Raw genomic sequence first — 21,566 nt, 5'->3', positions numbered from 1 at the left:
TTCAAAATTAAGGAAAAAACAATGCGTTAACTGTTAAATAAATGTCATCACCTTTTTATTCCTCTTTGCGTTTCACCAATAAGTACCAATTATTTTCAAGTGGCAAGTAACCATAATCGTAGCAAAAAAAATAAGTATCGCCCTTTTTATTGGTGTAGATATGTGTATGGTATGAAAATGAAAAACCCTTTTGCTCTAATTTACTTTGGGGTATTTTCAACATACCCAGCTCTGCAGGCAATAACTCTTCCAGTATTTTTCTATTTTTTATTAAAGCATTATTAATGTTGCGAACATAGCTGCTATAATGGCTTTTGGCCTTTAGTTCATTGTTGTAGGTATTACGACAGGCATCATCGCAAAATTTTTTGTCGGCACGGCCTTTCACAGGCTTACCACAACACAAACAGGTTTTTACGGGAGTGGATAATGACATCAGCAAAGGGTTTTAAGCTACAATATAGTAAATATTTATCTATGTGCAAACGTTTAAACACATTTATATACGATTAGAAATAATTAAAAACCGACTCCAGTTTTTGAGCCATTGCAATTTTGTGTTGTTGAAGCGGGAATGACGTCGGCCCGGCTTTAATTGAAATAAACAAAATTCATCACCGCTGTTCAAACCAATACAGCACAAATTGTAAAACTATGTACGCTTTAAAAAACAAAGTTCAGTTAATCGGAAACTTAGGTAATGCTCCAGAAATTAAAAATTTAGATGGTGGCAAAAAAATGGCTCGTTTTAGTGTAGCCACTAATGAAACTTACCGTAACCAAAAAGGCGAAAAAATTGCTGAAACGCAATGGCACAATATTGTTGCCTGGGGTAAGGTGGCCGAAATTGCCGAGAAATATTTACAAAAAGGGAGTGAGGTGGCATTGGAAGGCAAATTGGTTTCCCGTTCTTATAACGACAAAGCGGGTAATAAAAAATACATTACCGAAGTGCAGGTAAACGAAATATTAATGTTGGGGGAAAAGCAGGGGGTTAAGGCTTAATGCAAACATCGGGTATGCAATATAAGCAGGGAAGGGCGATAGAATTTACCTTCCCTGTTCTTGCCCGGTTAAACAACAGAGTATATGTTCAGCAAATCCTTACAACCATTGTTTTGTTTACTTTACGCTAATGGTTTGCTATGGTTAGTATAACATAATTCGGATTTTTATGCAATTAAACTAAAGCGGATTGCAAAGGAGGATAATTGCTTTTAATTGTGCAGTACTAAGTATTGTATGGTATTATTTTTAAAAAGTTTGGCCAAAAAAACAAACAAAAAAAATATTTTATGTAAATTTACTTACATGGTTTTACGCTAAGAAAGTATGAATTCCGGTTTAAAAATAACATATTGCTTCAGAATCAAAAACAAAAAATGGAAATTGATCGCTGGCCACATAGGGGGGTGGATACTATATGTACTTTTTGTTTTTGTTACATCTATCCTAGTCAGGCCTGAAATAAATCTATTGAGTGTACTTTTTCACATAACCCCTTTTGTCATTACATTTTATCTGAGTTTGTTTTTTCTTAACCTCTATAAACAAAAAGGGGCATGGTGGAGCATTGCTTCCTCCGTCATAGTATTTGTAATCATGGCGTCTGCCAGATATCTTTATGTATATACAATTTTACCGTCGTTTGGAATGGTATTTTACAAGTCGGAAGACTTCCATGTTTTTCTCGTGGAAGCCATAGTTGGCTTCGTGCGGATATTTTCTTTCGCTCTCATCTATTTCTACCTGAAACAACTCTTTGAAAAAGAATATACACTGAGAAAGCTACAGGAAGAGAAAGCTGCAAGAGAGCTGGAAAATGCTTATCTAAGGCAACAGGAACTGAAAGCTCAAAAGGAAAAGCTGCAATATGAACAAGCCCTACTTCGTGCCCAAATCAATCATCATTTTCTCCATAATACATTGAATACTTTATTCTCTCAGGCACTGGATTATAGCCCGGAACTCGCTGACAACATCCTGAAGCTTTCTGACCTCATTAGGTACTCCATCGAATCCCTTGATTTTGAAAGCCGAATGGTAAGGGTGCGGCGAGAAATAAGTCAACTACAAACATTTATAGAAATCCATAATCTTCGCTTTAAAAATAACAGAATAATCAATCTGGAAATCACTGGGGAAATGAACGGGCAAAGTGTGCCGCCGCTTTCTTTTATCACATTAGTTGAAAATGCCTTTAAGTATGGAGACATGAGCGACCCACAAAACCCTTTAATTATTAAAATTAATCTATTCGAAAATACTGTACACTTTTACTGTAAGAATAAGATCAGACAAGACAGTAGCTGTGCTACATCCTATAATATCGGTTTGAAAAACCTGAAAAGGCGTCTGGATATAACGTTCGAAGGATGCTACAATTTGTTTCTGTCGAAATGCGATGGATTTTTTATTTCACAACTTACTATTAAAACGCCTGTGAATGCTGAGATGCTTAGTTATTGACGATGAACAACCTGCCATTGATGTACTGGAGAAATATATCCATAAGGTAGGCGTACTGAACCTAGTTGGAAGCACAACCGACCCAGTAGATGGAATCAGAATGATTGCTGAAAAGTGCATTGAAGTAGCCTTTGTAGATATTGAGATGCCGGGGTTATCGGGTATACATGTGAAAAAGATGATTGACCCCAAAGTTCAGGTGATTTTTTGCACAGCTCATTCAGAGTTTGCAGTAGAAAGCTATGATCTGAATATTGTTGATTACCTGTTGAAACCTGTTTCGTTCGACAGGTTTGAAAAAGCTGTGAGCCGATTAGGTTTTTCAAGTAAAGCTGGCAGGGAAGTAAAGAACGACTACATATTTGTGGCAACGGATCATAAGCGAAAACTGGTGCGCATTAATATTGAGGATATTGATTTCATAGAAGCTAGGGGGAATTATGTTGCAATCTTTACGCTGAACCGTCCTTTGTTGGTATATTCATCTCTGAAAGACATGGAAGTTTACCTGTATGACTCAAATTTTATCCGGGTGCATAAATCTTATTTGGTTTCCGAATCTAAAATTCAAATCATTGAACCAGCTACAATTTTGCTAAATGGTTGTGATCGGAAAATTCCCATCGGTAAAGAATACAAGGAACAACTGTTAGAGAGGTTAAAAAAGAAAATGTTTTCTAAGTAGCTAAGTAACCTTTCGCATTTGCGTTTTTTAACTCCGGTCAATAGAGTTAAGGCTGAAAATAGAACTGTCCAAAATTGTTATTACAAAAATGGGATGGGTTGAAAATCCATTGTAACGGAACTGCTACCAAACTCCCCTCACAATAATCTTTTGGTAAAGAAAAATGATGTCAAAATAATATTTCACAACGGCAAATCGTCTGTTCATATAATTGATTTTTTTGCCGCATGCCAGTTATTAATTTTAAAAATAATGAAATCCAAAAACCTATATATCATTTATTTCTTGCATTACAGCGATGATTTATCCCACATCAGTTATTTTGTCGGGTTTGTTTAATTTTATATAATAAATTTTGGTATTGTATTTTTTTATTTTTTCAACATTAAAATTTTATATAATGAAAAAGCTATTTATTTTTAACCTAACTGGTCTAACCATGTTGGCTATTATTACCTTATCATCATTTACAAGTCCCCAGGAGTTGTCAAATAATACACTTCCTCAAAAGCAGGGTATCTCTGCACAAGAAGCAGGCAAATGTACTGAGTATTATAAAACTTGGAGTAGTTTTTCAGAGTGTTACAAGACAGTCGTTAAGGCACAACAAATATCAGATAGCCAATTGGCAGTACTAGAAAAGTTTTAAGTCTCATCCTTCCCTTCCTACAGGGGGGGAAGGATTTTTAAACGTTTGACTATGAAGTTTAAAAAAATACTATTTTTTTTTCATTTTAGTTTAGTTACCGTTATTGCTATTGGCGCAATGAGTCAAATTTTTCAAAATAAATTGTACAACTCCATCTCAAATATTTTGTATAAAGTAACTAACTTAGAACCTTTAAGGACTTACTCGTTTTTTAGCGGAATCAATACAGGTTACGGATTCTACGGCTACCAAGTTGCAACGCCGAAGTATTTTTCTGTTGTTATCAGACTGCCGAATGATAGTTTGATAGAATTATCTAACATGCATTTTTCATTTAGAGCTAACCAAGAGAGGGTGAATGGGCTTGCCCAGGCGATATCTAATAAAATCGCCGACCGTAAAGAAGAAAAGGATTCTTCTGTGTTTACACAGATGTTTATAAATAAGTATATGAAATATACCGGTAAATATTTAATAAAAATCAATAATATAAAAGATAGTGGAATTATATTTAAAACAAGAATAAACCAACTTATAACCCATGAAATCTGGAATAAAAAGGAAAGAAATGCTACCGGATTTATTGAGACGGAATACTATTTTGAATAAAGAGGCAGAAATAGAAATATTTTTCGTCAAAATTATTTCTTTCATAGCACTGTTAGACTTTACAATTCTAATTGCTGACTTCAAAGCATTTTGGGGAGAAAATTCTATTATCCCCTTTGAGTTAGGATTAGTGAATAGTTTAAGTTTCGCATATCTGCACTGGATTAGCTATTACTTTTCGGGTAACATGCTTACATATTTCTTTTATGGTGTTGGCTTCATTTATATCATATTGCTTTTCATCCAAATATTCCGCACAAAGCTTCTGCTTTCTTTCCCAATTATCTGTTTTCAATTGATTTTATATAGATCCATTGTGCATTTTAATTATGGGTATGATCAGTTTATAACAATATCATTTTTTTATGCATTTTGCCTTGGGTTGTGTCGTTTATTTAAAAATGACTCGAAACCACATACTTCAACTAGTATAACTTCACTTGCTCTGATACTTAGAATTCATCTTTGTATTGTGTATTTTTTTAGCGGTATTGCAAAAGCTGCAGGTGTTGGATGGTGGAATGGCAATTCTTTATACCGGGCCTTATCATCGTTCAAAACTGAATTAATTTTTCCTCCTTCCATTCTCGCCATAGCCGGGATAGGTATAATATTTTTAGAAACATTATATCCAATTCTTATTTATACTAAATTTAGGAAATGGACAGTACTTGCCATAATCTGCATGCATACATTAATTGGCATTTTTATGAAGCTACCATTTTTTGCGTTGATAATGATAACCTGGAATGTATTTGCCCATCCAGATCTATTTATATCTTATTTTAATAAGAAATATTTCTTTCTTCTTATGAAAGACAGAAAAAAACTGTCAGACAATACTGAGATGGTATATGAATAATATTCTAAACTTAACAAACCTTTTAAAATTTTGAACATGAAACATGTGCAATTATTTACATTGAGTCTACTGATTTTATTCACGAAACACGCTCAGGCTCAAAAATCTCCGATTCTCATAGCTGATTACACAATGACCCAGTATAGTTCCTTAAATAAAGATAGTATGCCGGGTGCTCCGCTTGAGTTGGTGGAAGGTTTCAGGAAATTTAGTAAAGAAACAGGAGGTCACTATCAATTGCTCTACAATACCGAAACAAAGACTTACATTTTCAAGTTAAAAGACAACTTCTTTTCCGATATGGATGGGGCCAATCTTCAGTTCAATGCCAGAAGCAATCTGAAATACAGTGTTTATTTCCAAAACAAAACTTACATAAAAGATGATATACTTAATTCAAATATCATTTACTCATCTGTTTCTCCAGATACCATGAAGAAATATTGGACAATTACGAATGAGCATAAAAGGATATCAGGCCTCGATTGTACAAAAGCTATTTTTAGATGTGCTGGGGATAGAGCCATCGCTTGGTTTGCTAATGACATACCAATAATGTTCTCTCCCGATTTGTATGTTGGGCTGCCCGGATTAGTTGTTCAGTTAGAAGATGCTGAAAGGACTTTCGTTTTAGATAAGTTGCAATATTCTGATGCAGTTAAGGAATTTCAATCTGAGTATTCAAAAGCAGTTGCTGAAATAAAAAAAGCTAAACCAGCATGGATAAAAAGTGCCAAGGCAATTTTTGAACAACGTAAAAAGTCTTTGAAAACTGAAAACTTATAATAAATAAAATTATTTTAATATAATACTTTATCCTGATGCATTACTTATTGCTTAGTTCTGTATTAATTCTTACGTCCATTTGTTACAGTTCTTATGGCCAAATAACCATTCGTGGAAAGGTAATAGACAGTACTTCAAGGTTGCCCATAAATGGTTGTATTGTTAGAATGGTTGTTGATTCTGTTAGTAATAACGAAAGTTATGATTTCACAGATACTTTGGGCAATTTTAAAGTTGAAGTAAATAGGCCGGTGCATCAAATTGTCGTAAGTTCGTTGGGATACCGGAAAAAGGTAATACAACTAAAAGGTAATTCGCACAATAATCTATTAATAGAACTTACTGTTGCACCCATAGAATTACGGGAAGTTGTCATAAACTCCTTCATTCCACAAGATACTGTCAAGCTCCGGTTCGACAGCAGTATTTATAATAAGAATGCCACGCTTTATGATATACTAAAGGACAATGACCAAGTGAGTGTAGATGAAAATGGATCCATCATTTATAGAGGAAGAAAAATAAACAAGATACTGGTAAATAAAAAAGAGGTTTTTGTAAATCAAAACTCAATAGCACTGCAAAACATTACTAACGAGATGATAAAAAAATTGGACATTATTACCAACTACCGCGATAAATATGACGTTAATTTCAACAATTTCAAAGAGGTAGTCATCAATGTTGATACCAAAGATCACTTTAAGGGTAAGGTGGTTAATTCCTTGCAAATTGGCGGTGGGTACAATAATAAATATGAACTATTACACAGGCTATTTTATTTCTCCCAGGGTTTAAATGTATTTGCAGTAAACTTTTCTAACAATATGGGACTTCGGCAACAGTTAGAAAATATTTTTTTTAATAAATATCAATATGGGGGGAGATCAGACTTTTTTACTGCTTATTTACAAAAAATACTTGCCACTAATAAAAACAGTACCAAAGATATTGCCCACTCTACTTTAGGGGGAATTAAAAAAGAAAATACAAAAACAAAATACAACCTTAATTATATTGCCCAATTATCTAAAGTAACTCGTCAATCAGAATTAAAAACTTATTTTTATCAAAAAGACACCACAGATCAACAGCAAGAAATAATAGGTTCAGGTATTTTTTTTTATATAACTCTTGATGCCACAACACTATTAAAAAATAATATATCCCTAACCAATGCACTTTCAGCTAATTTCAGTTTTTATTCTGATGATGAGGCTTACCAAAATCAAGGCTCCTTATTAAACTATCAGCTACGCAACAAGAATTCATTATTAGAGTATTCTAGTGAATTAAATTGGCGCGTAAGCAAGAAATATTTTTGGAGTACCCGACTATCTTTGCTTTCAGAAAGCAACAATGAAAAATATAATTGGAATCAAGTTGCCGGATTTTTTCCTTCTGTTAAAGACAAATTGTTAAACCAGACGTTATATGTAGAAAGTTTTATCAATCGGCGGTTTACAAATTTATTAAATTTAAAATTTCAAACAAATTTTCAGCTGAAAAAATATAATATTCCTGACTTAAATTATAATGCAGATTATGACTACCTTTCATTAGGGTTCTCTGGTAATGGCCAAAACCGTCGATTGAACTATTTTCTGACAGTTTTAGCAGATCGATATCAGGCTAAACAGGGTATATCAAAAATTAGTGCAAATATCCAAAGTGAGGCTCAATTTCTTATTGTTAGAAACACAACTTTATCATCCAATTTTAACTTTAAAAATTTACCAAACATATTTTCGCCCTATGTACAGAATTTTCAGTTTAATGCTAACTATTATGAAGTTCAAATTCCTTCAGTTTTTTCTTTTTATCAATTAACAGATGGCTCCATCCAAGCAAGTTATCAAAACATATTTAAAGGCATCTTTACCGGCGTTGGCTATTCACGATCTGAAAACAGAGATTATTTTTTAATACAGCCTCAATTTTTATCCAATCAATATTTTTTTACACCGGAAAAGCTCAATGCTTTCGGAAATTCAAAAGTTGATGCTTATTTTAAAAAAAGTTTTAAGGTCGGTAAAAATACGCTTTTAAAAACCGGTTTGTCTTATTCGCACAACAACTATAAAGCAGATTTTGTTAATCCGGGCTTAGGTAATCTTTTACAGATAGGCAACAATTTCGGCTTCAACATGTCTGAAGAAATAAAGCAGGGAGTAATTAAAAAAATTTCGCTTCAGTACATTATTTCACGAAGTAAGTATAATGTTACTGCTGGAACGAGTACTTCGAGCTCCGAATTTTTTTTATATCATAAGAATGGCATTATTTTTAACCTAAACGGAGCATATCAGCAGTTTGAGTTTTCAGCTTCCTATGCTTTAAATAAAGAAAAAACAAATCAATTAAATGTTACAAATACTAATCTTAGCATGGAGTTGTTTTACAATACAAAAAAGAAGTGGTCTGTTTATTTTAAAGCCAATAATGTAGTGAGTCTATTTAATGATAGAAATTATGTCTTAACAACTTATTATAATGCCAGTGGATTTATAGAGATGAAGGAATTCAGATTATTAGGATATGCGATTGTTGGCACTCAAGTAAGATTTTAAATAATTGAAAAAACTGATTCTTAAAATAAGGCACACAAATGCAATTAAGCGAAAAAGTAATTTTGTTTGATGGAAGTTGTAACCTGTGCAACAAAAGTGTTCAGTTTATTCTGAAAAAAGATACTAATAAAACATTTTTGTTTGCTTCATTACAGTCTGCATACGGGCAGTCAATTTTAAAAAAATTTAAGTTACCTGCAACCGAATTCAAGACATTCATTCTTTATCAAGACGGGAATATTTATCTCCGATCCGATGGGGCACTTAAAGTGTTCATTCAACTAAAGGGATACCTCTGGTTAAAAATTTTTTATATCATCCCAACATTTGTCAGAGATTTTTTTTATGATAGAATTGCAAATAATCGATATCGGTGGTTCGGAAAAAGTAATGAATGCCTTATTATGTCTTCTGAATTGCAAAACAGATTTTTAAGCTGAAAGTTTTGTTTAACGCAATCTCAAAATCATGTTTTTTTTGTTCATTGATAAACTGCCGGAAAAGATTTTGCAACCATCTGTTTTTGAAAACAAATTGTATCCAATTATCTTTATTACTTTATGGTAACAGATACTTCCAACAAAGCCTTTCAATTAGCAAGTGATTTTATTCAATATACCCAACGTTCTGTTTTTTTAACCGGGAAAGCAGGTACGGGTAAAACCACTTTTTTAAAATATATAAAAGAACAATCGCTTAAACAATTAGCCATTGTTGCACCCACGGGTGTTGCTGCCATAAATGCCGGCGGCGTTACCATCCATTCTTTTTTTCAATTGCCATTCAGTCCCTTTATCCCGGAAACCAATACAAAAAATTATTTTCAATTAAATGTCAAAAACGCATCGCCCGAAATGATGGACCGGCATTATTTATTGGGCCGAATAAAAATAAATACAGAAAGAAGAAGAATTTTTAATGAGCTGGAACTACTGATTATTGATGAGATTAGTATGGTTCGGGCTGATGTGCTGGATGCTATAGATACTGTGTTGCGCCATTTTAGAAAACGTCATTACGAGCCTTTTGGCGGTGTTCAGGTTTTGTTGATTGGTGATATGTATCAACTGCCGCCTGTTGCCAAACAGGAAGAGTGGCAAATTTTATCGGAATACTATGATAGCCCTTATTTTTTCAGCAGCCGGGTCATACAGGCAGCACCACCAGCTTATATTGAATTAGATAAAATATACCGGCAAAAAGATGCTGATTTTATTGAGATATTGAATCAAATTCGCAACAATTGCTTAAGCGATAACGGTTATAGCTTGTTGCACCAACATTATCGGCCCGATTTTCAGAGTGCAGATGCAGACGGGTACATCATGTTAACCACCCACAACGAAAAAGCAGACCATATTAATGCGCAACAATTAAAAAAGCTAATCAAACCCTTACATACCTTTCATGCCAGCATTGAACAGGATTTTCCGGAAAAAAATTATCCTGCCGATGTTGCATTGCAATTAAAGGCAGGGGCACAGGTAATGTTTATTAAAAACGATGCGGATAAAGCCAAACGTTATTTCAACGGTAAAATTGGGATAATTGATAAAATGGAAGAAGATAAAATATTTGTTCGTTGTGCCAACGAACCCGATTTAATTGAAGTGAAAAAATACCGTTGGGAACATGTTCGATATGCATACAATGCACAAAAACAACAAATTGAAGAAGAGGTAGTGGGCGCATTTACACAGTATCCGCTGCGTTTGGCCTGGGCCATCACTATTCATAAAAGTCAGGGCCTTACTTTTGAAAAAGCCATTATTGATGCCGGCGCTGCTTTCGCACCCGGACAGGTATATGTAGCACTAAGCCGATGTACCGGTTTGCAGGGAGTAGTACTTCATAGCAAGATTTCAGCACAGAGTTTACATACCGATCAACGCATTGTAAATTTTGCAGCAGGTTGCAAAACAGAAGCTTTGCCTTACACTTTACAGCAATCAAAAAAGTTATTTCAACAAAAAACAATTATTGCATTATTTAATTTTGAAACTGTTACTAACCTGTGTGCTGCTTTAAAAACACTTATTACAGAACAACAAACTGCCTTTAATGATACTGCAACAGACTTTGTACAAAAAATTTCAGAAAAAATTGATGCACTAATTGAAGTAGGAAAAAAATTTAATCCGCAATTAATTCAATTGTTTCAGGAAGATGAGCTGCCAGAGGCAATACCAGCCTTACAACTAAGAATACAGCAGGCCGCTCTTTATTTTGATAAAGAAATACAAACCCTGTTAGAATTTTTAAAAACCTCACCAGTAAGTACCGACAGTAAATTGCAGGCTTTACATTACAATGATTTAATCAAGGAATTGTATACACAATTAGCAAAACAACAATACCAATTGCAATTATGCAACAATGGTTTTTATGTGGATGCTTTTTTTCAGAAGAAAAAAGCGTATACAATGCCCTTCTTTTCCGTAAATGCATATGCAACCGCAATACAAACCACCAATAAACCGGTTCCGAATGCAGCATTGTTCAAATTATTAAAAGCACAACGCGATAGCCTTTGCGAAAGCAAAAATCTGCCCATTTATATGGTTGCAGGCAGCAATAGTTTGTATGAAATGGCGCAATACCTTCCACAAACATTGAACGATTTAAAAAAAATAAGCGGGTTTGGTACCGTTAAAACCGCTCAGTATGGCATGATTTTTTTAGATATTATTCAACGCTATTGCAATGAACATGATTTGCCTTCGTTGATGGATCAAATAAAAGTGAAAAAAGAAAGAAAAGAAAAATCAGACAAAGTAGTAAAGCCTGACACAAAACTCATCAGTTTCCAACTATACCAATCCGGCAAAAGTATAGCCGCCATTGCTGAAGAGCGGCAATTAACGGTACAAACCATCCAAAATCATTTATCGCACTATGTTGCAGAAGGAAAATTAAAGGTTACAGATTTTCTTCCCGAAAAAAAACTCAATTCCATATTGCCTCTGTTAACAAATGATACTATGGCAAAAGGCATAACATTCATAAAGCAGAATGTTGTTGCTGACATTAGTTATGCCGATATTAGAATGGCCTTTGCCTGGAAAACTTTTTTAGAAAAACAAAACACAACTATTACAAAATAATGCAACCGGGAAAATGTGTTCGGGTTCCTTCCGCTAATTTATTATATTACTTTCATTCGCTTTGCTGCGTAACATTTACCTTTCTTACCACTAAATAAGAAATACCAAAACTAAGTATGCCAATACCTGAAAGTGATGCATATCCCAAATAGTGTTGCAAAGGCGCACTTACAAAGCTTCCCAAAACAGAAGCAATGGCCAAAATTGCATTGAATAAGCCCATGGTAGCGCCTTTATTATAGGGAGAAAGTTTTACTACCAAATCAGTACCTGAAATACTAATGAGTGGCCAGGTTATTACCAACAAAATAAACCCGGGAATTGCCACACATTCTTTTCCAAAAGGAAGAAAAAAAGCGCCAAACAACATCATAAAACCTGCAAAACGCAATAACAAAGCTGCCTGGTAAACTTTATTGCTGCCCCATTTTGCAGAAAGCTTTCCGCCATAAGTATATAACACAATTGCTACTGCGGCAAACAAGCCATAAATAAAAGAGGTTAATGAAGGAGATACCGCATACGCATTTTTTAAGGTTACAGGCAAATAAGCAAAGAAGGAAGAAATACCGAAACACAATAAAAACCAGGAAACCATAAAGCGACCAAAGGGAGTGGTTGTTTTGCTTTTTATTGAGCCCACCGTTTCGTAAATTTTTATAAAAGAAAAATGCAACGTGTTGCTATACATTTCTATTCTGGCAAAAGATCCGAGAAAATGTATATCCGTTATTTTCAGTAATTTCTCTTTCAATCCAGTTAATGCAATATGCGGCATTTGTTGTTTTGGAATACTTTTTCTAACAATCAGCAATGCCGGTATTAATATGACGGCAGCAGCAATAAACCCAACCTGTATATTCACTACAAACGCACTGGCCATTAACAGGCCGGTTACCTGACCTATCCCATAAAATGTTTGCAACCAGGCAATACGCGGCTCCCATTCTTTCTGTGGATTAAACTCAACCACAAAAAGAGTAGCAACCGTAGTGGTGGCAGCAACAGAGGCGCCTGCCAAAAATGCCAACAGCATCCATATCCACAATGCATTAAAATAAGTAATACAAAAACCTACCAGCATTAACACCGCTATTCCCGAAAAAAACAGCAATCGGTGCATTTGATATTTATCGGCCAGTCGGCCCCAAATAAACGAACACAATAACCCCAAATTATAAGCACCCAAAACAATTCCCACCCAACTTAACTGATGCGATAAATCGGCCACCATTAATGGCAATAAAATAGGCATTAATCCGGCAGCTATAATTCCAACCAATGCATACCCATAATACCATTGCACAACCCATCGCCGTGGTTCCTGTAAATACATGAAAACACGCTCTATTCTTAATTCCAGCCTTTTCTTTATTAAAATTTCTTTATTCAAAAACATGCTTGCAACATTTAATACAATTCAACAAATGCTAACACAAGACAGTGATACAGCAATAAAATGTTATCGTAACGCGGGGTTTTTGGGCATGTTCACAATATAATAAAAAATGATGGGTTTTGCATGTTCTGAATAAACAAAAAGCTAAAAATCAGATGAAATTTCTGCAAAAATGCATGAGGGCGACAAAAGAAATGTTAGACTTGTTTACTTGTTTTGTACTATTTTGAATATTACCTCTTGTAAAGCATTGGGCGGCAGGGTTAAATGGTTGCGTTGCTGCGGCTGCACCCATATATCTGGCAAAACTCCCTTGCCATTTTTAGGCCTTGCACTATCTAATACTACCCGATACATGGGCAATGTAATGCGCAGTTTAGAATTGGGTAATTTGAGATGAGGTAAAAACAGTGCATTGTTGCCATAATAGGCGCCTCCCGAAGGTGTTCCAGCAATTTGTACATTCGGATGCCCCTTTAAACTGCCGGTAAACATAGCGGCTGCAGAAAATGTGTAACCATCTTGCAACAAAAAGATATGACCGTTAAAATGTTTTTTTAATTTAGGACGATAAATATGGGTTTCAATCCTTTTTGCATGAAACAACCTGTCTGCCCCTTTTACTGAACCCCATTGCATGGGAAACCAATACAACCACCAAGGAACGATGTACGATTTATCCCACATGGTTCTATGTACAGATGCAGCAGTGTCGGCTACTTTAAAGGGTTTCTGAATTAAATATTTGGTCAACAAAACTGATTTACTCACATTTCCACCCCCATTGCCTCTAACATCAATAATTAAATTGGGAATATTCATTTTATGCAGTTCCCTAAACGATCTTCGAAAAAAACCACGTAATCTTCCACCACTAAAACTACCTACATGCATATAAGCAAATCGACGTAAGGAGTCAATACTTAAGGAGCGTTTTTGCTGCAAAGCGCTTAGTTTTTTAGGGGGTAACGGATATGCCTTACTACTACGAATTATTTTTGCTTTTTGTTGTGTTGTATCTTCTTTAGGCGAGTAGTTTTTGATTCGAATACTCCGTTGAACACCCATCGTATCAATGTATTGAATTTGATACGCTGTATCTAATCCAAAAATCATTTTATACCAAGCAGGAAAATTATTGCTGATTACTTGCGCTTTAAACCAATGGTTATTGGCGTCTGCACTAATATATTGGTATAAAGAATCAATAATTTGTTGAGCAGAAATATTGTTGATTGCTGACACTTCTAATCCTCTGATTAAATTAGGGTCTTTTGAATGCATGTTTTTTAATACATACAAATGATTTTCCCAATTGTACAAATACAAGGGAAACATGGGGTATCGGTTTTCAATTAAATAACTAATATATTGCTTTGAAAACCGAACAGCAGTATGGCCACATTGAATAGTAGCCAACATTCGCGCAATGTTATTATGAAAACTCAATTGCGTAAGTGAGTCTTTTGCAGACTCTTCCAGAGCATTAAATGCATTATCAATACTTGCCTTAGTGGCATACCAATATAAGCCGGGATGATTTTGTTGTAAAGTTTTTTGTAGAACAGCTACATCATTTTGTAACTGTTTTGGTGGAATTTTTTGTTCAGGCGCATATTTACTAACGGCACAGCCTTGCAGTAGGGCTATTAAACAAAGCGTTGGTACAATAAGCCTACGAGCCGGTTGTTTCTGAGCTATATTTATATTATCCCTGAAATGCATTCCATCCCTGAGCTGTAATATCATATAAATTGCCGCCGCGGCTAATCATTTTTTTCCCTTCTTCTACATCGGTCATATAACCTACTACTGCAATTTCTTCATTTAAAGTTATGGCATCATAATCTTCTTGCTTCAAAGTAAACACCAATTCGTAATCTTCTCCACCATTTAAAGCACAAACAGTAGGGTCTAGTCCAAATTTAAAAGCAGCAGCTCTCGACCTTTCATGAATCGGTAATTTATCTTCATACAAGCGACAACCAAGATTACTTTGCTTGCACAAATGCAATACCTCACTACTTAAGCCATCACTAATATCCATCATGGCAGTAGGCATAATATTGTTTTGTTCAAAAAATGCTATGATATCTCGTCGAGCTTCAGGTTTTAATAAACGACCAACAATATAATCTTCGCCCTCTAAGTTGGGCTGTATATTAGGGTTTTCTAAAAAAATTCTTTTTTCGCGTTCCATTAAAGTAAGGCCTAAAAATGCACCACCAAGATCGCCGGTTACACAAATTAAATCGCCTTTTCGGGCAGTACTTCTTTTTACAAACTTATCCGGCGCAACTTCTCCAATAGCCGTAACTGAAATAACCATGCCTTTTTTTGAGGTAGAAGTATCACCACCAATTAAATCAACACCATACTTTTCGCAGGCAGCATAAATACCTTCATACAATTCGGATAATGCTTCTACACTAAATCTGTTACTAATTCCAATGCTAACCGTAACATGAGTGGGTTGCGCATTCATGGCATATACATCACTTAAATTGGCAATAATACTTTTATAGCCCAAATGCTTTAATGGGGTATACATTAAATCGAAATGAACGCCCTCTAACAACAAATCGGTAGTAATTACGGTTTGTTTGCCAAAATGGTCAATTACTGCAGCATCATCACCCACACTAACAATGGTTGAGGCATTTTGTATTTCAAAATTTTTGGTTAACTGTTCTATTAAACCAAATTCTCCTAGTGTAGCAATTTCAGTTCTATTTTCCATACTTTATTCTTTTAAAGTGTACCGCCATTTACAACCTGTAACAAACTATTGTGAATAATTCCATTGGTAGCTATAATGTGTGGTTGGTATGGGCTGTATGCATTTCCTGCAAAATCAGTAACCTTACCTCCGGCTTCATGTACCATTAAAAACCCGGCAGCGCTGTCCCAAGCATTTAATTTATGTTCATAAAACCCATCGAACCTGCCCGCTGCCACCCAGCATAAATCAATGGCAGCACTTCCTAATCTTCTAACGGGAACACCCTTGCGTATCAATTTATCAAACACCACTAGCGGGCCGTTTGGTGCATCAATATAACTATAAGGAAATCCGGTTACCAAGCAGCTATTCAATAAAACAGCCTTACTACTTACACCAATGGTTTTTCCATTTAACGTAGCCCCCTTTCCTTTCTCAGCTAAAAAAAACTCGTTCATAAACGGATTGAGTACTGCTCCTAAAACCATTTCCCCGTTTTTCTCAACAGCAATACTCACACAACAAATAGGAATGCCGTTGGTGTAATTAATGGTACCGTCAATTGGATCAATAATCCATTTATATTCTGAATCTTGTTTCAATTCACCTACTTCTTCGCTTAAAATGGCATGATGAGGAAATGCTTTTTTAATTACTTCAATAATTGCAGCTTCGCTTTTCGTATCTACTTCCGTTACCAAATTATTCATTCCCTCGTTTTTGAATGCAATGGAAAAATGCTGATCGAAGTAAGATTTCATAATATTGGCGCCAGCCTCTGTTGCCTGTATTAATGTTTCTTTTAACATGCAACAAAGATAGTTTTCCCTGCCTACATTTTTATGTTATATTCTGCCAATATGTATTGAAACCCTATTTTTACAACCTAAAATCATTATTGGCATTGGGTACTATGCAGCTTTCTGTTATTATAGTTAGTTATAATGTACAACATTTTTTAGCACAATGCCTGCTATCGGTACAAAATGCGCTGAAAGCAATGCCGGCTGAAATTATTGTGGTTGACAATGCATCTACCGATGAAACCGTTTCAACATTGCAGCCTTTGTTTCCTAACGTGCAATGGATTTGCAACACAACCAATGAAGGATTTTCAAAAGCCTGTAATCAGGCAGCAGCTTTAGCAAAAGGTGAATATTTTCTTTTTTTGAATCCAGATACATTAGTGCCCACTTCATTTTTTAACACTTTGCTAAATTTTGCAAATGAATGTACCAATTGTGGGGCTGTTGGTGTAAAAATGATAGATGGTGCCGGTTATTTTCTACCAGAAAGTAAACGTAGTTTCCCAACTCCATTAGCTGCCTTTTTTAAACTTTGTGGTTTAGCCGCATTATTTCCGCATTCTGCTTATTTCAATCAATACGCTTTAGGACAGTTACATGAAAATGCCATCCATACCGTTGCTGTGCTGAGTGGTGCATGCATGCTGGTTCCACAAAAAGTTTTTAAGTCCATTCAGGGTTTTGATGAAGCATTTTTTATGTATGGGGAAGATATTGACTTAAGCTACCGAATTCAACAAGCAGGTTATAACATTTATTATTTGGGCACATGTTGCCTTATTCATTTTAAAGGAGAAAGTAAGCCAACAGCACATTTGCAACATGTACAACAATTTTATGGAGCCATGCGCATTTTTGTGCAAAAACATTACAAAGGAACAAAAGCCTTTTTCATGCGTATTATACTACAATTCGCCATTTTTTTTGCTGCTGTAACCTCGTCGCTTTTAAAGCCTATTCGTAAACATTATTTAATGTTAATTGATGGTGTAGTTATAATAGTAGCCAATGTTTTTGCAATATTGGGTTGGAAGTATCTGGCACATAACGGCCTACCCTTTAACACTTATTTTGTTACGCCGGCTCCCATGGTGTATACCGGTATTTTCATTTTTGTTTTGTGGATGGGTGGACTTTACGATGGAAAATATAAACTTTCACAAACCATTATTTCAGGTTTATTGGCACTAATAATATTATTGGCTTTTTATGCACTATTACCAGAAAGTATTCGATTTTCTCGCGGAGTGGTAATTCTTTCCGGAATATTGGCTTTAGTCGGCATTGTATTGTTAAGAGCAATTTTTAAACCTTATCAAAATAGCTTGTCATTAATTGATAACAGTTCTCTTGTTATTGGCAATCAACAAGCGCAAGTTGCCCTGAAAAATTTATTGCCGCTAGCTAATGATGCTTCCAATATTATTCAAGAAATGAATACTAATGATTTTTTAAAAAACAGTAAATCCTTAGCATCATTACAGTTAGGACTACCTTTAATTTTTTGTTGGGATGAACAGGTAACATTAGATTGGATTATTGAGCAAATGCAAATTCACAAAAGCAAGTACGTTTATCGTTTTTTTAATAGCACAACCCAATCTATTATTAGCAGCAACAACAAATGGCAAAAAGGAAATGTTGTTTCCCCGCTCAATAAATATGCTATTGCCCGTCCAGAACAAAAAAGAATGAAACGTTTATTGGATGTAATATTTGCTTTGTTTTGGTTGGCAATGTTTGAAATAATAATTTGGCAAAAACAAGGACGTAAGCTTCTAAATAACGCCTTTTTAGTTTTGCTAGGCAAAAAAACATGGATTGGTTACGCAGGCAATAATCCCAATTTACCCAATTTGTTGCCCTGTATTTTAAATACTATTGGCAATAATAGTAGCCAACCCCTAACTTTGCCACCAACCCTTATACAAAAACAAGATGAATGGTATGCCCTGCAGTATGAATGGCCAAATGATATTATCTTTATGTATCAACACCTGAATGCACTTTTTAAAAATGTTTAATTTTCAGCATAGAATGCACTAATTACATCGGTATATGTAACTTTTTTTAATTCATTGAATTTAAAATACGCTCATCAATGGCTATCATTGAAATACACTTGCCAAAATCTGTTGCAAAAGCTTTACGATTGCCCGCCAATAATCCCGAACGACAACAAATTCGCGTATTAAAAAAATTATTGCGTAAAGCACGATTTACTGAATTTGGCCAACATTACCGTTTCGATGAAATTTTATTGTGTAAAAATCTGGCCAAAAAATTCAAAATGAATGTGCCCACTTTTAGTTACAGTTCTATTTACAAAGAATGGTGGCACAAAACTTTAGATGGTGTACCTGATGTATGCTGGCCCGGTAAAATTAAATATTATGCGCTTTCTTCCGGAACATCGGAAGCTGCCAGTAAATACATTCCTATTACCAACGATTTATTGGCAGGCAATAAAATGGTAATGATTAAACAATTACTTACCCTGCGCAATTACGAAAACATTCCCTACAGTTCTATTGGTAAAGGGTGGTTAACCTTGGGTGGAAGTACAGACTTACAAAAAAACCTGGGTTACTATGCCGGCGATTTAAGTGGTATAACCACTAAAAAAATGCCTTTATGGTTTCAACCTTTTTATAAACCGGGTAAAAAAATTGCTAAAGAACGTGACTGGAATAAAAAATTAGAAGAAATTGTTGAAAAAGCTCCGGAATGGGATATTGGTTTTGTAGTAGGTGTTCCTGCATGGATTCAAATGTGTATGGAAATGATTATTAAGAAATATAACTTAAATAACATACACGAAATGTGGCCCAATTTGGCGTTTTTTGTACATGGCGGTGTTAGCTTTGAGCCCTATAAAAAAGGATTTGAAAAACTATTAGGAAAACCTATTACTTATATTGAAACCTATTTAGCCAGTGAAGGCTTTATTGCTTATCAAGACCATCAAAACGCAAAGGGAATGCGGTTGGTAACCAACGAGCATATCTTTCTTGAGTTTGTCCCTTTTAATGATAACAACTTTGATAGCAATGGCGATATGATTGAAAACCCCGAAACCTTTATGGTGCATGAGGTTGAAGAAGGAAAAGAATATGCATTACTCATTAGTACCAATGCGGGTACCTGGCGTTATTTAATTGGAGACACGATTAAGTTTGTTGATAAAAGCCGTTGTGAAATTATTATTACCGGTCGCACCAAACATTTTTTAAGTTTAGTAGGTGAGCACCTAAGTGTTGACAACATGAACAAAGCCATTCAACTAACCAGTGAACAACTCAATATTTGTATTCCGGAATTTACTGTTGCCGGTATTCCTTACAACAACTTCTTTGCACACCATTGGTACATTGCTTGCAATGAACAAATTGACCCCGAATTGTTAAAACAACACATTGACGAAAACTTGAAAATTTTAAACGACGACTATGCCGTAGAACGTAAAAGTGCCTTAAAAGAAGTGTTTATTGATGTGTTGAGTGAACAACAATTCCTTGATTTTATGCAATTAAAAGGAAAATTGGGTGGTCAGCACAAATTTCCAAGGGTATTAAAAGGTAATATGTTAAAAGATTGGCAGGAATATTTGCACCAACAGCCTGCCCACAGCAAATAACATTTATCTTAGTAGCCTGTTTTTAGGCTATGATAGCACCATTTTTAAAAGGTTTGGCTTTGGGGGTAATGCTTGCCATTTCGGTTGGCCCTGTTATATTTTCCATTATTAAACAAAGTATCAATAATGGCCATAAAGGTGGCTTTACATTTGTTGCCGGCGTAAGTGCAAGCGATATAACATTGGTTGTTGTTAGCCAGCTATTTACCGAATTATTTCGCTACTTACTCGACTTTAAAAAGGAAATTGGCATTGGTGGCAGCATTTTATTAATTGGCATTGGCATTTTTGTTTTCTTTTTCAAAAAAGTAAAAATTAATGAAGACGGCAGCCAGGCTCTTGCCATGAGTACCGGCGATTACATTAAAACATTTTTCTCCGGCTATTTCATGAATACGCTGAACCCCGGAGTAATTGGTTTTTGGTTGGTTATTGCCACTTCGGTAGTTGAATTTTCGCGTAGTTACCGCATTGTTATGTTCAGCACCTGTCTACTTTTTGTTTTATGCACTGATGTTGCTAAAGTGCTATTAGCCGGAAAACTTAGACAAAAACTTACCCCACAAAACATTCATCGCATTAACAAAATTTCGGGATTAATACTTATTGGTTTTGGCCTTGCCTTAATTTGGGGCACTTTAGAGTTTAGCAGCCGCTTTTAACCTAATTTTAGTTGTATAACAATTATAGCTAACGTAACTTTCCCTTAATGAAATATATCTTACTGCTGCTGCTTTGCATCAATACACTACCGTTATTGGCTCAAAACGACTTCGTACTATTAAAAAAAAATGGTTACACCATCGATCGTTTTTTTAATGGTAAACCCATTACCGTTTATACAAAAGACAAGAACACCTATTCGGGGTTTGTGTTTTTTTGTCGCGATGACAGCATCATTATTCATTTAGGATATATGGGTTTAAAACCCACCGCTTTTGGTAGCACTATTGATAGTATTTTTATGGGTTTTGTAACCATTGCCGTAAAAGATATTGCCATTATTCCGGCCAAAAGAATGACCAGCGCCGACGTAGGTAACCTTCTATTTAAAGCCGGGGTAATTATTGGTGGTATTGCTATTGTCAATCAATTTAACTTAACCGTTCCCAGTATTTATTTAGCTCAATTTGGTTCGGCTGTAGCATTAAACTTCATTACCAACTACCTTCAGCCTTTTAAAAACAAACAACCGCCCGGTTATAAAATAGGAAAAAAATTTACGCTGGAATATATTCATCTGCCACCGGCAAAATAGTATATTGCCA

19 protein-coding genes are annotated in these 21,566 nt (G+C 35.1%); 14 read left to right on the top strand and 5 right to left on the bottom strand.

Going from position 1 to position 21,566, the window contains the following annotated elements:
• Positions 1 to 55 precede the first annotated feature (55 nt).
• On the bottom strand, positions 56 to 436 hold the full coding sequence (locus ACP5P5_RS11405; RefSeq protein WP_428286239.1) for a hypothetical protein: 381 nt from the start codon (positions 434 to 436) through the stop codon (positions 56 to 58).
• 218 nt (positions 437 to 654) lie between these two features.
• On the opposite strand from ACP5P5_RS11405, the gene ACP5P5_RS11400 reads away from it, so the two are divergent.
• The 10 genes from ACP5P5_RS11400 to ACP5P5_RS11355 all read left to right on the top strand — a co-directional run bounded on the left by ACP5P5_RS11400 (position 655) and on the right by ACP5P5_RS11355 (position 11,734).
• The gene (locus ACP5P5_RS11400; RefSeq protein ID WP_428286238.1) at positions 655 to 1,005 is read left to right on the top strand and encodes a single-stranded DNA-binding protein; all 351 of its coding nucleotides are present in this window, start codon (positions 655 to 657) and stop codon (positions 1,003 to 1,005) included.
• A gap of 597 nt (positions 1,006 to 1,602) precedes the next feature.
• Complete coding sequence (locus ACP5P5_RS11395; protein ID WP_428286237.1) at positions 1,603 to 2,469, top strand: sensor histidine kinase; 867 nt, start codon at positions 1,603 to 1,605, stop codon at positions 2,467 to 2,469.
• Complete coding sequence (locus ACP5P5_RS11390) at positions 2,447 to 3,154, top strand: LytR/AlgR family response regulator transcription factor (RefSeq protein WP_428286236.1); 708 nt, start codon at positions 2,447 to 2,449, stop codon at positions 3,152 to 3,154. The genes ACP5P5_RS11395 and ACP5P5_RS11390 overlap by 23 nt, the downstream gene beginning before the upstream one ends.
• 400 nt (positions 3,155 to 3,554) lie before the next feature.
• The gene (locus ACP5P5_RS11385) at positions 3,555 to 3,803 is read left to right on the top strand and encodes a hypothetical protein (protein ID WP_428286235.1); all 249 of its coding nucleotides are present in this window, start codon (positions 3,555 to 3,557) and stop codon (positions 3,801 to 3,803) included.
• Positions 3,804 to 3,854: 51 nt separating this feature from the next.
• The gene (locus ACP5P5_RS11380) at positions 3,855 to 4,412 is read left to right on the top strand and encodes a hypothetical protein (RefSeq protein ID WP_428286234.1); all 558 of its coding nucleotides are present in this window, start codon (positions 3,855 to 3,857) and stop codon (positions 4,410 to 4,412) included.
• A complete protein-coding gene (locus ACP5P5_RS11375; protein WP_428286233.1) occupies positions 4,345 to 5,274 on the top strand; it encodes a hypothetical protein in 930 nt (309 codons plus the stop codon). The genes ACP5P5_RS11380 and ACP5P5_RS11375 overlap by 68 nt, the downstream gene beginning before the upstream one ends.
• Before the next feature lie 36 nt (positions 5,275 to 5,310).
• Complete coding sequence (locus ACP5P5_RS11370; protein WP_428286232.1) at positions 5,311 to 6,060, top strand: GLPGLI family protein; 750 nt, start codon at positions 5,311 to 5,313, stop codon at positions 6,058 to 6,060.
• Between the two features lie 476 nt (positions 6,061 to 6,536).
• Complete coding sequence (locus ACP5P5_RS11365) at positions 6,537 to 8,630, top strand: hypothetical protein (RefSeq protein WP_428286231.1); 2,094 nt, start codon at positions 6,537 to 6,539, stop codon at positions 8,628 to 8,630.
• 38 nt (positions 8,631 to 8,668) lie between these two features.
• A complete protein-coding gene (locus ACP5P5_RS11360; RefSeq protein ID WP_428286230.1) occupies positions 8,669 to 9,070 on the top strand; it encodes a thiol-disulfide oxidoreductase DCC family protein in 402 nt (133 codons plus the stop codon).
• Positions 9,071 to 9,190: 120 nt separating this feature from the next.
• On the top strand, positions 9,191 to 11,734 hold the full coding sequence (locus ACP5P5_RS11355; protein ID WP_428286229.1) for a helix-turn-helix domain-containing protein: 2,544 nt from the start codon (positions 9,191 to 9,193) through the stop codon (positions 11,732 to 11,734).
• A gap of 52 nt (positions 11,735 to 11,786) precedes the next feature.
• Here ACP5P5_RS11355 and ACP5P5_RS11350 read toward each other — a convergent pair whose 3' ends face one another.
• The 4 genes from ACP5P5_RS11350 to ACP5P5_RS11335 form a co-directional block, all read right to left on the bottom strand.
• Complete coding sequence (locus tag ACP5P5_RS11350; RefSeq protein WP_428286228.1) at positions 11,787 to 13,133, bottom strand: MFS transporter; 1,347 nt, start codon at positions 13,131 to 13,133, stop codon at positions 11,787 to 11,789.
• 207 nt (positions 13,134 to 13,340) lie between these two features.
• On the bottom strand, positions 13,341 to 14,882 hold the full coding sequence (locus ACP5P5_RS11345) for a S41 family peptidase (protein WP_428286227.1): 1,542 nt from the start codon (positions 14,880 to 14,882) through the stop codon (positions 13,341 to 13,343).
• The gene (gene thiL, locus ACP5P5_RS11340; RefSeq protein ID WP_428286226.1) at positions 14,842 to 15,873 is read right to left on the bottom strand and encodes a thiamine-phosphate kinase; all 1,032 of its coding nucleotides are present in this window, start codon (positions 15,871 to 15,873) and stop codon (positions 14,842 to 14,844) included. The genes ACP5P5_RS11345 and thiL overlap by 41 nt, the downstream gene beginning before the upstream one ends.
• 11 nt (positions 15,874 to 15,884) lie before the next feature.
• Positions 15,885 to 16,664 carry an inositol monophosphatase family protein gene (locus tag ACP5P5_RS11335; protein ID WP_428286225.1) on the bottom strand — a complete coding sequence of 260 codons (780 nt, stop codon included), beginning with the start codon at positions 16,662 to 16,664 and terminating at the stop codon, positions 15,885 to 15,887.
• Between the two features lie 56 nt (positions 16,665 to 16,720).
• On the opposite strand from ACP5P5_RS11335, the gene ACP5P5_RS11330 reads away from it, so the two are divergent.
• The 4 genes from ACP5P5_RS11330 (at position 16,721) to ACP5P5_RS11315 (ending at position 21,556) form a co-directional block, all read left to right on the top strand.
• Complete coding sequence (locus ACP5P5_RS11330) at positions 16,721 to 18,685, top strand: glycosyltransferase family 2 protein (protein ID WP_428286224.1); 1,965 nt, start codon at positions 16,721 to 16,723, stop codon at positions 18,683 to 18,685.
• Positions 18,686 to 18,762: 77 nt separating this feature from the next.
• Positions 18,763 to 20,298 (top strand): GH3 family domain-containing protein, encoded by a 1,536-nt coding sequence (locus tag ACP5P5_RS11325; protein ID WP_428286223.1) that lies wholly within the window; start codon positions 18,763 to 18,765, stop codon positions 20,296 to 20,298.
• A 29-nt stretch (positions 20,299 to 20,327) separates the two neighbouring features.
• Positions 20,328 to 20,960 (top strand): LysE family translocator, encoded by a 633-nt coding sequence (locus ACP5P5_RS11320; RefSeq protein WP_428286222.1) that lies wholly within the window; start codon positions 20,328 to 20,330, stop codon positions 20,958 to 20,960.
• 47 nt (positions 20,961 to 21,007) lie between these two features.
• Positions 21,008 to 21,556, top strand: coding sequence for a hypothetical protein (locus ACP5P5_RS11315; protein ID WP_428286221.1), 549 nt, complete (start codon positions 21,008 to 21,010; stop codon positions 21,554 to 21,556).
• Positions 21,557 to 21,566: the final 10 nt, after the last annotated feature.

The organism is Hydrotalea sp. (assembly GCF_049968455.1).
In the GTDB taxonomy this organism is placed as follows: domain Bacteria; phylum Bacteroidota; class Bacteroidia; order Chitinophagales; family Chitinophagaceae; genus Hydrotalea.
This window is presented reverse-complemented; position numbering and strand designations above follow the sequence as displayed.

What these genes read in the sequence shown, in the direction of transcription:
- ACP5P5_RS11405 (WP_428286239.1), bottom strand. Translation starts at nt 436, where the DNA reads ATGTCATTATCCACTCCCGTAAAAACCTGTTTGTGTTGTGGTAAGCCT.
- ACP5P5_RS11400 (WP_428286238.1), top strand. Translation starts at nt 655, where the DNA reads ATGTACGCTTTAAAAAACAAAGTTCAGTTAATCGGAAACTTAGGTAAT.
- ACP5P5_RS11395 (WP_428286237.1), top strand. Translation starts at nt 1,603, where the DNA reads ATGGCGTCTGCCAGATATCTTTATGTATATACAATTTTACCGTCGTTT.
- ACP5P5_RS11390 (WP_428286236.1), top strand. Translation starts at nt 2,447, where the DNA reads ATGCTGAGATGCTTAGTTATTGACGATGAACAACCTGCCATTGATGTA.
- ACP5P5_RS11385 (WP_428286235.1), top strand. Translation starts at nt 3,555, where the DNA reads ATGAAAAAGCTATTTATTTTTAACCTAACTGGTCTAACCATGTTGGCT.
- ACP5P5_RS11380 (WP_428286234.1), top strand. Translation starts at nt 3,855, where the DNA reads ATGAAGTTTAAAAAAATACTATTTTTTTTTCATTTTAGTTTAGTTACC.
- ACP5P5_RS11375 (WP_428286233.1), top strand. Translation starts at nt 4,345, where the DNA reads ATGAAATCTGGAATAAAAAGGAAAGAAATGCTACCGGATTTATTGAGA.
- ACP5P5_RS11370 (WP_428286232.1), top strand. Translation starts at nt 5,311, where the DNA reads ATGAAACATGTGCAATTATTTACATTGAGTCTACTGATTTTATTCACG.
- ACP5P5_RS11360 (WP_428286230.1), top strand. Translation starts at nt 8,669, where the DNA reads ATGCAATTAAGCGAAAAAGTAATTTTGTTTGATGGAAGTTGTAACCTG.
- ACP5P5_RS11355 (WP_428286229.1), top strand. Translation starts at nt 9,191, where the DNA reads ATGGTAACAGATACTTCCAACAAAGCCTTTCAATTAGCAAGTGATTTT.
- ACP5P5_RS11350 (WP_428286228.1), bottom strand. Translation starts at nt 13,133, where the DNA reads ATGTTTTTGAATAAAGAAATTTTAATAAAGAAAAGGCTGGAATTAAGA.
- ACP5P5_RS11345 (WP_428286227.1), bottom strand. Translation starts at nt 14,882, where the DNA reads ATGATATTACAGCTCAGGGATGGAATGCATTTCAGGGATAATATAAAT.
- thiL (WP_428286226.1), bottom strand. Translation starts at nt 15,873, where the DNA reads ATGGAAAATAGAACTGAAATTGCTACACTAGGAGAATTTGGTTTAATA.
- ACP5P5_RS11335 (WP_428286225.1), bottom strand. Translation starts at nt 16,664, where the DNA reads ATGTTAAAAGAAACATTAATACAGGCAACAGAGGCTGGCGCCAATATT.
- ACP5P5_RS11325 (WP_428286223.1), top strand. Translation starts at nt 18,763, where the DNA reads ATGGCTATCATTGAAATACACTTGCCAAAATCTGTTGCAAAAGCTTTA.
- ACP5P5_RS11320 (WP_428286222.1), top strand. Translation starts at nt 20,328, where the DNA reads ATGATAGCACCATTTTTAAAAGGTTTGGCTTTGGGGGTAATGCTTGCC.
- ACP5P5_RS11315 (WP_428286221.1), top strand. Translation starts at nt 21,008, where the DNA reads ATGAAATATATCTTACTGCTGCTGCTTTGCATCAATACACTACCGTTA.